We start from the raw sequence: 13960 nt of genomic DNA, 5'->3' as shown, positions 1-13960 counted from the left end.
TAACGCCGCCATAATTTGCTAGTTGAAGCGCAGCGTAAGACAGTCAAATTGATGGCTTTGTGTACGCCCAGCATGGGCATGAACTAATGAGGTGAAAGTCCTCTGTAGGAAGGTCACTGTTCAATAACATCCTGTTATTAAACGTTAACTACTAGCGAATGGCAAGGGCTTATCCGCGAGGATTGGTTTGAAGGAGGCCGCTAGCAAATTTGCGAGCTGATGAACAAGAACATCATATGAGGCGTAGGCTAGAGGTGAGTTGGCAGGGCCTCCCCCACTAAGTAAGGGGACAAGACGATGAAACCACGTGATCTAATGGCCACCGTAAATGAGCAACCAGCCTTCAACAGCGATTTATTCCAACAACTGCTTCAGCCTGAGAATCTACACCGAGCTTGGCGTCAGGTTAAAGCCAATAATGGCGCGGCTGGTATCGATGGCATGACCATCGAAGCCTACCCGCTTTGGGTGCAGCAAGGCGGTTGGCAACAGTGTAATTCTCAACTTGAGTTAGGTGAATATCAACCCTCAGCAGTCAGACGCGTATAGATCGACAAACCCTATGGCGGTAAACGCAAACTGGGTATCCCTAACGTCATTGATCGTGTGATACAGCAATCAATTGCTCAAATTCTCTCGCCGTTGTTTGACCCTTCCTTCTCGGCTAATAGCTTCGGCTTTAGACCGAATAGGAATGCCAAACAAGCGGTCTTGCAAGTCAGGGATATCATCAAACATAAACGCAAATTTGCCGTCGATGTTGATCTGTCCAAGTTCTTTGATCGAGTAAATCATGATCTCTTAATGACTCAGTTAAGGATCAAGGTACAGGATAAGCGTCTGCTGGCGCTTATTGGTAAATACCTGCGTGCAGGCGTGATGATCAACGACCAATTTGAAGCAAGCTTCGAAGGCGTACCTCAGGGCGGCCCACTCTCACCATTACTATCAAACATCATGTTGAATAGTCTGGATAAAGGGCTGGGAAGCAGAGGGCATCACTTCGCCCGCTACGCGGATGACTTTATCATCTTGGTCAAGTCTCAACGAGCGGGCGAACGTGTCCTCAAGAGTATTACTCGCTATCTTGCCACTAAGCTAAAACTGGTTGTATTAAGATTTCGAGTGTGACGTTTATCGCTTTACCTTTGGCGGGGATCACAGGTATTGCGATTGCTGTGTATCAAGGCACAAATCGCCCTAAGCTTGCATTGCTATTATCTGGGATAAAAATCTATGGTTTGTTACTGCCCCTGCTGGTCCTGTTACCTCAACTATCCTTTACAGATATTTCATTTATCACAGGCGCATTAAACATTAATATCATGCCAAACTCTTTGGTTAAGTTGTGGATGGCCTTTCCAATTGCGGACATCTTAGCTTGTCTCTTGAGTTTATTGATCATCAGTATTTGGCCTTTCATTCACGTGCCGCGAGCAAATCGAGTCAGTCATGGAGGTAATGCAAAATGAAGTTAGCCAAGATGAAAGACTCAAGCGCCATCGCATTAAATGAAACCAAAGTTCGCGCTAAAAAACTGCTCAAAGCTTGTCAGCAGGATGAGCCGTTAGCCAAGCAAAGAGTCGCGACCTTAATGGCGAAATTGGGCATATCACACTCAGATCTACAGCTTAAGCATTGCCAACAAGTGATTACACGTGAGCTAGGCTTTATCGATTTTCATCATTGTCAGCGAGTCCTGTCGGGTCAAGCCATACTCGGGGATGATTGGGGAAACTTATTCCACACTAAGCAATGCGAGACACTACTGAATCATTGGTTTACTGGTTATTTAGCCGCGCGTGATTTTAATACGCAAGCTGAGGACACATTGCTACTCCCCTACAAGAAGCAGTTTTTTGTGGTGGAGCGGCGGGATTACTGCAATGCACTGAATTTGCCGATAATTTTGCAACCAGTTGATAATGCTGGCGAACCGACTATCCTGCGAGATCTGGTGAGCAGCTATGCTTATGCAGATTGGCATTCCTTTGCTCTTGCCATGATCCAACACAAACTCCCCAAAGTGTAATGATGGCTGAGATTGTCAGGCATCATGTTGAATGAGGAAATCTAGAGTTAAATAATACAAGCAAAGTCATCATTGCTGATGGCTTTGCTTGTGAAATATGGCTGAAACACTGCGTTTCGGATCAGAAACGCAAGGCTAAAATAGCTAAAATGCAAAAAGCCGCTAATTGCTTAGCGGCTTTTTGACTAAATATGGCGGAGGAGCAGGGATTTGAACCCTGGGTGGGCTATAAACCCACGCCGGTTTTCAAGACCGGTGCATTAAACCACTCTGCCACCCCTCCGAACGAGGCGCATAATATAAGTAAGTCTGTTGACTGTAAAGCACTAACTCTCAATTACGCGCCAATTGTTGCTATTACACTCAATCCGCTGGATTTTGCTTCACATCGGACATTATGCCTACCCGTGCGGGATCTGGCTTAGTGAAATGTTTGGCAAAGTCGCCCCACTCTTGTTGACTCTTAAGTATATAGCCGACCACAACTAAGATAGCGCAACATAGGATACCCCAACCAATAGCCACTTCACCTAGGCTTGCCCACATAGCAACTAAGCTAGATGCACCAAAGGCAATGCTGATCTGTAAGAAGTTCTGTAATCCTGCGGCCTTAGCGGCATTCTGACTAAACTGCTGTAGCGCGCTGTTAACGACTATTGGATAAATTGCACCATTGGCCGCCGCTAAAATAGAGAACGAAATCAGCAGTGGGAAAATCGTGCTCGCGGGATAAATCAGCGTGAACATGATGATCGAAATAACGCAGGCTGCGAAAATCGACAACAAGATATTGAGTGTTTGATGCCCGCCAATGCGTTTTATCAGTAACTTACTCGCATAACCACCGACAATAAACATGATGGTTTGCGGGATAAAACTTAACCCAATTTCAGTCGCTTGATAACCGTGCATTTCCATCACAATCGGCCACACAGTTAGGTAGGCAAAGAAAGCACCGGAACAGGCACCGAAGATCACGACGTTGCCTAAATAGCGGGTGTTTTTCAAAATTTGCCCATAAGATACAGCAACATGTTCACTGTGTTTATGTTGACTCTTGCCTGGAACAAAGTACAAGGTCATCAATACCAGCAGAAAAGCGATAACACACAAGGAGATAAAGATTGCACGCCAGCCTAATTCGTTCAGAATATAAGCACCAAGGATCGGTGCTAATGCAGGCGATAATGCAACCAATGGCATAATGTTGCTGAAAATACCTTGGGCTTTATCGGCATCATATTGTTCTACCACAATAGCTTGCCAAATAACCCCTGCGCTACAGGCGCCAATGGCTTGGAAGAAGCGCGCGGTATTGAGCATTAATATAGAATCACTGTTGGCAATAAACACGCTAGCAATGGCAAATAAAGCAAGGCCAAAGATCAGTGCCCAACGTTTGCCGATTTTATTGACTAACGGGCCGTAAAGCAGCTGACCTAAGGCAAGACCCGCAAGGAAACAGGTCAGTGACATCGCCACCTGTGATGGTGTGCTGTTAAATGAGCCTTCAATTGCTTTGAAAGCAGGCAAATACATGTCAGTGGCAATAAAGCCAAGCATGCTCAACATGGCTAAATAGAATAGAAACATAAAGAACTTTATGTTTACAAAGGTGTTACTAGACGTTTTCATAGAATAATCGGGTCGGATTGACTAAAGTGTGCAGTCTAAAGACTTGTTAAATTTATTGGAAACGTTTATTTTTGACTTGTGCTATCAATTATTTTCATTGGAATGGACGTCAGTTATGCTCTCAGAACAAGCGCTAGAACTCATTGATATTGTGGCTCGTGTAGGTAGTTTCACCGCGGCGGCGAATCGGCTACATAAAGTGCCCTCTGCCGTGAGCTACGCGGTCAAGCAAATAGAAGAAGAACTCGGCGTCATTCTTTTTGAACGGCATCATCGCAGCGTAACGTTAACACCAGCGGGTGAACATTTTGTGAAGCAAGCCAGAACCTTGCTCACGCAGATGGACGAGATGAAACGTGGCACTCAGCGCGTGGCAAATGGTTGGCAACCCACCTTGTCCATAGCCCTTGATAATATCGTCCGTGCCGACAGGATCAGCGTATTAATTGCTGACTTTTATCGACACTTCCATGATATTGAATTAATTATTCGCATTGAGGTCTTTAACGGGGTTTGGGAAGCGCTCGCCACGGGTCGCAGTGATATTGCTATTGGTGCGACAACCGCAATTCCAGTCGGTGGTGTTTACCAATATAAAGACATGGGGGATATTGAGTGGGCGTTTCTTGTTAGTAAAAATCATCCCTTGGCCAGTATTGACCGCCCATTAAGTGACGATGAGCTGCGCCCTTTTCCCTCGATTTGTTTAGAAGATACTTCTCGGGAAATTCCAAAACGTATGACTTGGTTGCTAGAGAATCAACGCAGGTTAGTCGTACCTGATTGGATTCGTGCCATTAACTGTTTCCGCGAAGGTTTAGGCGTCGGTTATATGCCAGTGCATTTAGCGAGCGTGTTTATTAAGGCGGGTGCGCTTGTTGAAAAACAACTGGAAAATCCAAAGCAGACAAGCCCTTGTTGTCTCGCGTGGAATGCTGACAAGATGTCGCCTGCACTCGCTTGGGTGCTGGAATATCTTGGCGATACTGAAAAATTGCACAAAGAGTGGCTGGCTTAAGCTTGGTTTAAACTCAATATGCTGATCTAGTCATTGAAATCAGCATTGAGTGTGATTGTGTACCGTCTGCTTATGTACAGACTAAATTTTTACCTTCATAGTGGATGAAGACGCAGATACAAGAATCTTATTTTTTTTGCTTTGCAGTTAAAGTTGAAATAAATAATTGAGTAAAATTTTGAAGATTAACAATTTGTTATTCATGGTTCTATGACTTTCACCCGTATCTCATGTACGGTATCATTGCACCAGTTAAGTTCATTTTAGGATTTTACGGGAACTTAGTGTGCTGTAAAAAATCAAAATGATCAGTTTGGAAATGTGTCAACGGAGATCAACATGACCCAAGAAACCTTATATTCGACGAGTACGTCAACACTGGAAGTGAACAAACTTCTTAAAAACACTTATATGCTGTTATCGATGACATTGGCATTCTCTGCCCTGTGTGCGGGTTTAGCAATGGCATTAAATATCAGTCCGTTAGTCTCCATTGGTTTATCGATTGGTGGCCTAGTACTGTTGTTTGTTACTTTACGTAAAGCCGAGTCTGCAGCGGGTATCTTCTGGGTGTTTGCCTTTACGGGTATGGAAGGTGCTTCACTGGGCTACATGCTCAATCACTACGCGGGTATGGCAAACGGTCCACAGCTGATCATGCAAGCACTGGGGTTAACGTCAGTGATTTTCGTTGCGTTATCAGCCTATGCCGTGACCACTAAGAAAGATTTCTCTTTCCTACGTGGATTCTTGTTCGCCGGCTTGATTGTGGTGATCGCCGCCGCTGTGATTAATATTTTTATGGGTAACAGTGTTGCCTTTATGGCAATTAACGCGGGCTTGGCGTTACTGATGACAGGTTTTATCCTGTTTGATACTAGTCGTATCGTCAATGGCGGCGAAACTAACTACATTCGCGCGACTATCTCGTTATACCTAGACTTCTTAAACCTCTTCATCGCGCTGTTACACCTGATGGGCATAGGCAACGATGACTAATCCTAGTTAGCGATTTTTAGCTTAACTTGCGTTAGAATGGCCCTACTTTTAGGGCCATTTTTATTTTAAATGAGCAAATTTATTATCCAAGTGAACGGGCCCGCTTATGGCACGTCGGCGAGTGTTAACGCCTTACGCTTCTCCCAAGCTGCACTTTTAGCTGGGCATCAGATTATCTGTGTGTTTTTTTATCAAGATGGCGTTTATAACTCCACAGATTTAAGCTTACCCGCCTCCGATGAAAATGATGTGATCAGTGACTGGAAACAGCTGGCGCAATCCCGTCAGGTCCCGTTAGTCAATTGCGTTTCTGCAGCGCTACGTCGTGGCATTGTGAGTCAGCAAGATGCCTGCGAGAATGGCCTAAGCCACTGGAATGTGGGCGAGTCATTTATCATGGGCGGTTTAGGTGAGCTAATCACAGGTATTGAATCGGCCGATCGTTTGATCAGTTTTTAACTCTCAGGGCTACTATGAAAAAATTGTGTATTCTATTTCGCTGCTCGCCACATGGTACTGTTCGTGGCCGCGAAGGTTTAGATCTTGCCCTGCTTAGCGCTAGCTTCGAACAAGAAGTGAGTTTAGTGTTTGTGGATGAAGGTGTGTTGCATTTGATTAAAGAGCAACAGCCTGAGCTTATCGGTGCTAAAGATTACATATCCACCTTTAAAGCACTGCCGCTGTATGATATTGGCTTTGTGTTAGTCTGTAAGCAATCCTTAGCCGATTACGGCTTAAGCCATGGCTTACTGTCGATCCCAGTCACAGTGGTCAACGATGAAGCCATCACAGCCCATTTAAACCAAGTGGATGAGGTCTTAGTATTCTAATGATTTTACACCATATTCAAACATCTCCCAGTCGAGATAACGCGCTAAAACTTTGTTTACGTTACGCCTGTAAGGAAGATGCGATTTTATTATCGAGTGATGGTGTTAACGCGTTACTGCTGCGTCAATGGGCAATGGCATTATCACCCTTCAAGCTGATGGTTTTAAAAGACGATGTTATCGCACGTGGTCTATCCGAACGTTTAAAGAACGTGATGTTTATCGATTACAATGAGTTTGTGGCTCAATCATTACTCCATGACAAGGTGATAACGTGGTAAATCCATTGCAATTTAATGGCGCAGAAATCGCCCGTGACCATCAAGGTTATTTAAAAAATCTTAACGATTGGCAACCCGATATGGCCCTGTTGTTAGCGGCAGAAGAGCAAATTGTACTTACGCCTGCACATTGGGAAGTGATTAACTTTGTTCGAGATTTCTATCTCGAATATAAAACGAGCCCTGCTATCCGAGTATTAGTTAAAGCCATTGGCCAAGCCTTAGGACCAGACAAAGGCAATTCTAAATACTTATATACCCTATTCCCGATTGGACCTGCGAAACAAGCAACGAAAATCGCGGGCCTGCCCAAACCAGCTAAGTGTATTTAATGGCAAAGGGTTAAGTCATCACGTAAACATGACACAAACAAAAAGGCATGTTCCTTTGGGAAACATGCCTTTCTTTTTACTTGAACAAAGTTGATAGGGTTATTTGACGTTTTCTAACACAACCCAGATGGCTTTGCCTACGGTGGCGAGCATTATAGCAAAAAATACTGCAATCACAGCGGTATAGGAAAGCCAACGGAGATAGCGCTGGCCTTTATCCATAGTATTATTTTGTGTTCCATTAGCCTATTTGAGTCAAACCGCTCATGTAAGGACGCAGAACTTCAGGGACTGTGATACTGCCATCAGCATTTTGATAGTTTTCTAAAATAGCCACTAAAGTACGACCCACAGCTAAACCTGAGCCGTTTAACGTATGCAATAGCGCAGGCTTATTATCTGCTTTCACGCGGTAACGTGCTTGCATACGACGGGCTTGGAAATCCTTCATGTTTGAGCAAGAAGAAATCTCACGATAGGTATTTTGTGCTGGTAACCAGACTTCGATATCGTAGGTTTTGCTTGAGCCAAAGCCCATATCGCCAGTACATAAAATCACTGTTCGATACGGTAAACCTAAACGCTGCAATACAGTTTCAGCATGACCTGTCAGCGCTTCAAGTGCCGCCATTGAATCTTCAGGCTTAACAATTTGCACCATTTCAACTTTATCGAATTGGTGCTGACGGATCAGACCACGGGTATCTTTGCCGTATGAGCCCGCTTCGCTGCGGAAACATGCAGTATGCGCTGTTAACTTTATTGGCAGCTCGTCTTCATCAACAATGCTATCGCGAACTAAGTTCGTTAATGGCACTTCTGCGGTTGGGATAAGGCTCAAGCCTTGGCCTTCTTCAGTCGCAGGTTTAGTGTGGAATAAATCTTCACCAAACTTAGGTAGCTGGCCTGTGCCGAGTAAGCTTGCCTCGTTAACCAGTAATGGCACATAGGCTTCGGTATAACCGTGCTCTGTGGTATGTAAGTCCAACATGAACTGACCAATGGCGCGGTTTAAGCGGGCGACTTGGCCTTTCATCACTATAAAACGTGAGCCAGTAATTTTAACGGCATTTTTAAAATCTAAGCCGTTTAGGCCTTCGCCTAAATCGATATGATCTTTAATCGGGAAATCAAAAGTGCGTGGCGTACCCCAACGTCTCACTTCAACGTTCTCTGTTTCATCGGCTCCCATTGGTACTGATTCATCAGGCAGGTTAGGCATAGACATGGCAATGGCATTGACTTCTTCAAGTACGGCGGCCAGTTCAATCTTTTTGGCATCCAACTGTGAACCTAAATCGCCCACTTGCGCCATGATCGCGTCAACATCTTCACCACGGGCTTTAGCTTGGCCAATAGATTTGGAGATGGCATTACGCGACGCTTGTAATTCTTCGGTAGCCACTTGCAGTGACTTACGCTTTTCTTCTAATTGAATGAGATGAGCTATGTCTAAAATAAAGCCACGGGTAGCCAGTCGCTCAGCGGTAACTTCTAATTCGTTGCGCAAAAATTTAGGATCTAACATGTGATATATTCTTAATAGTTAAATGCGAGAAAAAACCAGTTGTTGACCTAAGTACACCATGAATAAACATAGACTTAGATTCAACACCACATTCAAAATCGCCTTCAGCCAATCCCCTTCTTGCATCAGCAACAAGGTTTCATTAGAGAAAGTCGAAAACGTTGTCAAAGCACCTAATAGACCGATACCTATAAGCGCTTTGAGTTCAGGGCTGATATGACTCATTTGCCCCAGAGCGTAAATTACGCCCATAAAAAATGAACCTATAACATTAACCAACAGTGTACCAAAAGGAAAACTGCTGCCAAATACTTGGATCATGAATATTGAAATAAGATAGCGTAAAACTGCTCCAATTGACCCGCCGAAAGCCACTAATAAGATGTTAGTCATATCTTTTGTTCTCACTGGCTTGATCTAACTGGGCTAATTGCGCCAATTTATCTTTGATCCGCTTCTCAAACCCTCGCTCAGTCGGAAAATAAAACTGTGCTGTTTGCAGGGATTCGGGGAAATAATTTTCACCACTGGCATAGGCATTGGCTTCATCGTGGGCATATCGATACCCTGCACCCATGCCGATGTCTTTCATTAATTGAGTCGGTGCATTGCGTAAATGGTGCGGTACTTCGACTTGCCCTGTTTCGCGAGCTAACTCACGCGCAGCCTTAAATGCGGTATACACAGCGTTGCTCTTAGGCGCGCTGGCAAGGTAAACAATGGCTTGTGCTATTGCTCGCTCACCTTCTGCGGGGCCAACACGGTGAAAACAATCCCAGGCATTCAGTGCGATTGTCATCGCCGCAGGATCGGCATTGCCCACATCTTCAGAGGCAATCGCCAGTAAGCGCCTTGCCACGTAAAGCGGATCGCCACCGCCTTCTAATATTCGACAAAACCAATACAACGCCGCATCGGGTGCTGAGCCGCGAATGGATTTATGCACTGCTGAAATAAGATCGTAAAACTGATCGCCGTTCTTATCAAAACCAGCAACTTGGTGCCCCGCCACTTGAATTAACATTTCAGTGGTAAAGGTGCCACCGTCGATGAGCATATCACTCATCAACTCAATAAGATTTAACGCTTTACGGGCATCACCATCACAAAGTTGTGCCAATGTTGTGAGCACATCGGTTGGCATTACAAATCGTCGTAGGCCTAAACCGCGCTCGTTATCGTTTAAGGCTTGAGTCACTATATGGGCGATTTCATCATGGCTTAAGCGCTTGATAAGATAGACCCTTGCCCGCGAGAGTAAGGCATTATTGATTTCAAAAGACGGATTTTCTGTGGTCGCGCCGATAAAGATCACTGTGCCATCTTCAATAAATGGCAGAAAAGCATCCTGTTGACTCTTATTGAATCGGTGGACTTCATCGACAAACAATAAGGTACGTTGGCCACGGGATTCTGCAACGGCTTTTGCTTGCTCAATCGCGGCGCGAATGTCCTTAACGCCAGAGGTGACCGCGGAAATGCGTTCAACGTGAGCATTTGAATAATGTGCGATTAATTCGGCTAAGGTTGTTTTACCTGTGCCCGGCGGTCCCCACAACATCATGGAATGGGCGCGCCCTGCTTCCAATGCTTTGCGTAGTGGTTGGCCCTCACCCAGTAAATGGGCTTGACCTATGTACTCGCCAATCGTTCTTGGCCGCATGCGCGCGGCCAAGGGACGAAAATCGGGCGCAAAATTAAACGATAAACTGCTCACGCGATAGCCTAATGCGCTGCTTTTCGACGTTGATCATCAACATCGACGCTGTCTGGGATCACAAAGGTGAACAAGGCTTTGTCTTTATTTGTGATGGCTTGCTGATTGCTTAAATCAAACAGGCTTAAATTACCTTTATCATCGGCAACATTAAAGTTGACTAACTGGGCATTTTTGAAACACACATTGACGGACAATATGCCCGAATCAATCGCCTTAGGTTTGATCTCATAGCAATCTTGTTTCTTGGACACTGAATACTGTGACCAAGTCGCATCGTCGCGGTGGACGAGCAATGCGATGGGAGATGCATTGATTGCTTCAGCAAAATCCATGATGACCACCTCCTCGGCGAAAGGATTGTAGATCCACAAATCTTTACCATCAGCGACAATCTGCGATTCATCGGGCTGGGTTAAATGCCAATAAAATTGATTCGGATACGCTAAGGCAAAAATGCCAGACCCTGTTTGAATAACCTTTTTATTGACATCTGTTACGGTTTGTTTGAAATCGGCTTTTAGTGACGCGGTACCAATCAATTTTTCCCTGAGCTGCTGCGCATCATCGGCAAACACAGCCGCGCTAAATAGCAAAGGTGAAGCTAACAACACAGCGCATAATCGTTTTTTCATTTTATTCCTTACCCTGTAAACCCTTGGGTGTATCAAAGCTACGCCTTAGCGCGGCTTAATAATGTTTTGGTGCTGGCGGCGCTAAGACTTCACGGTTACCGTTGTGGCCTTGAGCAGAAACAATACCTTGTGCTTCCATCTGTTCAATAATGCGGGCTGCACGGTTATAACCAATCTTAAATTTACGCTGTACGCTTGAAATCGAGCCGCGACGAGTTTCAGTCACAAAGGCGACTGCTTCATCATATAACGGATCGTATTCTTCGTCTGATTCAGCGGTTTCACCAGGCAATAATACTTGTTCACCATCACTGGCACCGTTGAGGATTTCTTCGATATATTGCGGTTTGCCACGGGCGCACCAATCGGCAACGACACGGTGAACTTCATGATCATCAACGAACGCACCATGAACACGATTCGGTACCGCAGTACCCGGTGGCAAAAATAACATGTCACCCATACCAAGCAAGGTTTCGGCACCCTGTTGATCTAAAATGGTGCGCGAATCGATACGCGATGACACTTGGAACGCCATACGTGTGGGAATGTTGGCCTTAATCAAACCTGTGATCACATCCACTGAAGGTCTTTGGGTTGCAAGAATTAAATGTATGCCTGCGGCACGCGCTTTTTGGGCAATACGGGCAATCAACTCTTCAACTTTTTTACCAACAATCATCATCATGTCAGCAAATTCATCGACAACGACAACAATCGATGGCAGCTTATCTAACGCAGGCGCTTCTGGCTCCATGCTGTCAGAAGACTTCCACATAGGATCTAAAATCACTTCGCCATTGGCCTTCGCCTCGGCAATTTTAGCGTTATAGCCCTTGATGTTACGTACGCCCATCATAGACATCAGCTTGTAGCGACGTTCCATCTCGCCGACACACCAACGCAGCGCATTGGCAGCTTCTTTCATGTCGGTAACTACCTCACATAGCAAATGCGGAATACCTTCATAGACAGACAATTCCAACATTTTGGGGTCGATCATGATAAAGCGTACATCTTCTGGGCCAGACTTATACAGTAAGCTGGTGATCATCACGTTTACACCCACAGACTTACCAGAGCCTGTAGTACCGGCTACCAATAAATGTGGCATTTTACCAAGATCAACAACAACAGGGTCACCAGCAATATCTTGGCCTAACACCATAGTTAAGTTGGATTTACTCTCAGTAAAGGCGGCACAATCTAACACATCGCGCATAAACACGGTTTCGCGAAATTTATTGGGCAATTCGAGTCCGACATAAGCCTTACCCGGAATAACTTCAACCACGCGCACACTTTCAGCCAGTAATGAACGAGCTAAATCCTTTGATAGATTAGAGATTTTTGACGCTTTAACGCCCGGCGCTAATTCTAATTCAAAGCGTGTGATCACAGGACCTGGATACACACCCACTACATTGGCGATGATGTTGAAATCGGCCAATTTAAGCTCAACAAGGCGAGCGACTTGATCCAATTCCTCTGGGCTGATCGGATTCTTCTTACGGTCAGGTATGTCGAGCAAGTTAATACTCGGCAGAGGATCCATCGGTTTTTTCGGTGCGGGTTTGTCTTCTTGTCCTGGCAATACCACAATGCCATCGACAATTTTAGCTTTTTGATCTTGCTTATTACGCTGCGCTTGATTCACTGCACCTGTTGACACTTTAGTATCAAAATCAATGACGTCATCATCGCTAAAACCGAGACTTTCATCGTCTTCATCTTCTGTAAATGCTTGACTGCTAAACACTGGCTCATTGTCATCATGATCGAATGAATGCGAATTAAAATCGGCACTGTCTTGCTCATCGGCATTTGAATGCTGAGGTTCAGCTAACCAAGGTGGCGCTTCAAAATTGCCATGGGCGGCCAAATCATCATTATCGATTTGTGGCTCAACCCGTTGTGCACTCTTACTTTTACTGCCATTCAAGCTTAGAATTTTTGCAAGCGCCGATAGTTTGTTTTTTGGCGACGAATTATTCTCAGTTTCAGTAATAATACCTTCTGGTTCAATGACCATATCATCAGTGGCAGCATATAGCGTTGGGGTTATCTCAGCTCTACGACCAATATGACGCTCACGCACCTTAGGCTTTTCAACTATGGGGGGCTTTTCTAGCACATATTGGGATTCACGGCGCTGTTTAAACTTATCCACCACGGACATAAAACCACGGGTATCCTCGGTTTCATGCTCACGCTTCATCGCTTGCGGCAATAATTTTAACTTTTTATAAATCCAAATAGAGACTAAGCCGATTTTCTCGACCACAGTCAGCCAGCTAATCCCAGTCAACAGCGTAAAGCCTGAGCCCAAGAAACACAGCAGTAATAAGGTAGTGCCGAGTTTATTAAAATACGGCAACATGGCTTGACCGATCACATCACCCGCCACTCCGCCTGCCGAAAACTCGTAGATGTTGTTGGCATTCATGCTAGCCAAAGCAGAAAATCCCAGAATGATCAGTAAAAATCCAATCAATCTCAGGGCCACTGAAAAGTAATCAATTTCTAGTAAATGATGGGCACGTTTGAACAATAACCAACCCGTCGATGCGACAATGATTGGCATGATATAAGCCGTAACGCCGAAGAAATATAACAGAATATCGGCAATCCAAGCCCCTACTGCTCCGGTCCAGTTTTTAATATCGCCTTGAAAATGCGACTGACTCCAACCAGGATCAGACGGACTAAAACTCGTCAATGCGAGCAAAATATAAGTGGCGAGAACACAACAAATGATGAGTCCGCCTTCCAGCAGACGTTGCAGGCCAGTGAGCGTGCGTACACTATTTCCTTGAGACAAACGACGTAATCCATAAAAGTGAAAACAGGTGGGCTAACGATACCAGAATCCCACTAAATGTGGAGCACATTAGCCTGTTTTTCTATACAGAATTGGTCATGATTGGCAAAATTTGGTCTATTGAGGTGTTTT

At 44.9% G+C, this 13960-nt stretch carries 17 protein-coding genes and 1 tRNA gene; 10 read left to right on the top strand and 8 right to left on the bottom strand.

What is annotated here, in order from left to right; translation table 11 throughout:
• Window positions 1-297 precede the first annotated feature (297 nt).
• From KO537_RS23135 to KO537_RS07675, 4 genes are read left to right on the top strand one after another with little or no spacing between them, the layout of a single operon-like run.
• The gene (locus tag KO537_RS23135) at window positions 298-549 is read left to right on the top strand and encodes a hypothetical protein (RefSeq protein WP_251071047.1); all 252 of its coding nucleotides are present in this window, start codon (window positions 298-300) and stop codon (window positions 547-549) included.
• Window positions 550-1131: a reverse transcriptase domain-containing protein gene (locus tag KO537_RS07685; protein WP_346729599.1), complete on the top strand. Its 582-nt coding sequence runs from the start codon at window positions 550-552 to the stop codon at window positions 1129-1131.
• The gene (locus tag KO537_RS07680) at window positions 1128-1472 is read left to right on the top strand and encodes a hypothetical protein (RefSeq protein ID WP_251071046.1); all 345 of its coding nucleotides are present in this window, start codon (window positions 1128-1130) and stop codon (window positions 1470-1472) included. Before KO537_RS07685 ends, KO537_RS07680 begins: the two co-directional genes overlap by 4 nt.
• Window positions 1469-2032, top strand: a complete 564-nt coding sequence (locus KO537_RS07675) for a hypothetical protein (RefSeq protein WP_219234166.1) — start codon at window positions 1469-1471, stop codon at window positions 2030-2032. The genes KO537_RS07680 and KO537_RS07675 overlap by 4 nt, the downstream gene beginning before the upstream one ends.
• Before the next feature lie 192 nt (window positions 2033-2224).
• Here KO537_RS07675 and KO537_RS07670 read toward each other — a convergent pair.
• Both KO537_RS07670 and punC read right to left on the bottom strand, forming a co-directional pair.
• Window positions 2225-2315 (bottom strand) — tRNA-Ser (locus KO537_RS07670).
• 80 nt (window positions 2316-2395) lie between these two features.
• A complete protein-coding gene (gene punC / locus KO537_RS07665; protein WP_219234165.1) occupies window positions 2396-3667 on the bottom strand; it encodes a purine nucleoside transporter PunC in 1272 nt (423 codons plus the stop codon).
• A gap of 115 nt (window positions 3668-3782) precedes the next feature.
• Here punC and punR point away from each other — a divergent pair, with 115 nt between their 5' ends.
• From punR to KO537_RS07635, 6 genes are all read left to right on the top strand, one after another.
• Window positions 3783-4685: a DNA-binding transcriptional activator PunR gene (punR, locus tag KO537_RS07660; protein WP_028759950.1), complete on the top strand. Its 903-nt coding sequence runs from the start codon at window positions 3783-3785 to the stop codon at window positions 4683-4685.
• 339 nt (window positions 4686-5024) lie between these two features.
• Entirely contained in the window at window positions 5025-5684 is a 660-nt protein-coding gene (locus KO537_RS07655) for a Bax inhibitor-1/YccA family protein (RefSeq protein WP_173496920.1), read from the top strand.
• A 69-nt stretch (window positions 5685-5753) separates the two neighbouring features.
• Window positions 5754-6143, top strand: coding sequence for a sulfurtransferase complex subunit TusD (gene tusD, locus KO537_RS07650; RefSeq protein ID WP_173244870.1), 390 nt, complete (start codon window positions 5754-5756; stop codon window positions 6141-6143).
• 14 nt (window positions 6144-6157) lie between these two features.
• Window positions 6158-6514, top strand: coding sequence for a sulfurtransferase complex subunit TusC (tusC, locus tag KO537_RS07645; RefSeq protein WP_173496919.1), 357 nt, complete (start codon window positions 6158-6160; stop codon window positions 6512-6514).
• Window positions 6514-6795: a sulfurtransferase complex subunit TusB gene (gene tusB, locus KO537_RS07640; protein WP_173244863.1), complete on the top strand. Its 282-nt coding sequence runs from the start codon at window positions 6514-6516 to the stop codon at window positions 6793-6795. Before tusC ends, tusB begins: the two co-directional genes overlap by 1 nt.
• Window positions 6789-7127 (top strand): TusE/DsrC/DsvC family sulfur relay protein, encoded by a 339-nt coding sequence (locus KO537_RS07635; RefSeq protein ID WP_105252498.1) that lies wholly within the window; start codon window positions 6789-6791, stop codon window positions 7125-7127. Before tusB ends, KO537_RS07635 begins: the two co-directional genes overlap by 7 nt.
• Window positions 7128-7226: 99 nt before the next feature.
• Here KO537_RS07635 and KO537_RS23235 read toward each other — a convergent pair whose 3' ends face one another.
• From KO537_RS23235 to KO537_RS07610, 6 genes are read right to left on the bottom strand one after another with little or no spacing between them, the layout of a single operon-like run.
• Window positions 7227-7349, bottom strand: coding sequence for a hypothetical protein (locus KO537_RS23235; protein WP_276572366.1), 123 nt, complete (start codon window positions 7347-7349; stop codon window positions 7227-7229).
• Window positions 7350-7368: 19 nt separating this feature from the next.
• Window positions 7369-8655: a serine--tRNA ligase gene (gene serS, locus KO537_RS07630; protein ID WP_173244859.1), complete on the bottom strand. Its 1287-nt coding sequence runs from the start codon at window positions 8653-8655 to the stop codon at window positions 7369-7371.
• A gap of 18 nt (window positions 8656-8673) precedes the next feature.
• Entirely contained in the window at window positions 8674-9048 is a 375-nt protein-coding gene (gene crcB, locus KO537_RS07625; protein WP_028759942.1) for a fluoride efflux transporter CrcB, read from the bottom strand.
• Complete coding sequence (locus KO537_RS07620; RefSeq protein WP_173244856.1) at window positions 9041-10372, bottom strand: replication-associated recombination protein A; 1332 nt, start codon at window positions 10370-10372, stop codon at window positions 9041-9043. The genes crcB and KO537_RS07620 overlap by 8 nt, the downstream gene beginning before the upstream one ends.
• A gap of 8 nt (window positions 10373-10380) precedes the next feature.
• A complete protein-coding gene (gene lolA, locus KO537_RS07615) occupies window positions 10381-11007 on the bottom strand; it encodes an outer membrane lipoprotein chaperone LolA (protein WP_028759940.1) in 627 nt (208 codons plus the stop codon).
• A 55-nt stretch (window positions 11008-11062) separates the two neighbouring features.
• Complete coding sequence (locus tag KO537_RS07610) at window positions 11063-13828, bottom strand: DNA translocase FtsK 4TM domain-containing protein (RefSeq protein WP_219234164.1); 2766 nt, start codon at window positions 13826-13828, stop codon at window positions 11063-11065.
• Window positions 13829-13960: the final 132 nt, after the last annotated feature.

Origin of the sequence: Shewanella sp. NKUCC01_JLK (assembly GCF_019345615.1) — a bacterium.
Taxonomy (GTDB): Bacteria; Pseudomonadota; Gammaproteobacteria; order Enterobacterales; family Shewanellaceae; genus Shewanella; species Shewanella oncorhynchi.
This window is presented reverse-complemented; position numbering and strand designations above follow the sequence as displayed.

What these genes read in the sequence shown, in the direction of transcription:
- KO537_RS23135 (WP_251071047.1), top strand. Translation starts at nt 298, where the DNA reads ATGAAACCACGTGATCTAATGGCCACCGTAAATGAGCAACCAGCCTTC.
- KO537_RS07675 (WP_219234166.1), top strand. Translation starts at nt 1,469, where the DNA reads ATGAAGTTAGCCAAGATGAAAGACTCAAGCGCCATCGCATTAAATGAA.
- punC (WP_219234165.1), bottom strand. Translation starts at nt 3,667, where the DNA reads ATGAAAACGTCTAGTAACACCTTTGTAAACATAAAGTTCTTTATGTTT.
- punR (WP_028759950.1), top strand. Translation starts at nt 3,783, where the DNA reads ATGCTCTCAGAACAAGCGCTAGAACTCATTGATATTGTGGCTCGTGTA.
- KO537_RS07655 (WP_173496920.1), top strand. Translation starts at nt 5,025, where the DNA reads ATGACCCAAGAAACCTTATATTCGACGAGTACGTCAACACTGGAAGTG.
- tusD (WP_173244870.1), top strand. Translation starts at nt 5,754, where the DNA reads ATGAGCAAATTTATTATCCAAGTGAACGGGCCCGCTTATGGCACGTCG.
- tusC (WP_173496919.1), top strand. Translation starts at nt 6,158, where the DNA reads ATGAAAAAATTGTGTATTCTATTTCGCTGCTCGCCACATGGTACTGTT.
- tusB (WP_173244863.1), top strand. Translation starts at nt 6,514, where the DNA reads ATGATTTTACACCATATTCAAACATCTCCCAGTCGAGATAACGCGCTA.
- KO537_RS23235 (WP_276572366.1), bottom strand. Translation starts at nt 7,349, where the DNA reads ATGGATAAAGGCCAGCGCTATCTCCGTTGGCTTTCCTATACCGCTGTG.
- serS (WP_173244859.1), bottom strand. Translation starts at nt 8,655, where the DNA reads ATGTTAGATCCTAAATTTTTGCGCAACGAATTAGAAGTTACCGCTGAG.
- crcB (WP_028759942.1), bottom strand. Translation starts at nt 9,048, where the DNA reads ATGACTAACATCTTATTAGTGGCTTTCGGCGGGTCAATTGGAGCAGTT.
- lolA (WP_028759940.1), bottom strand. Translation starts at nt 11,007, where the DNA reads ATGAAAAAACGATTATGCGCTGTGTTGTTAGCTTCACCTTTGCTATTT.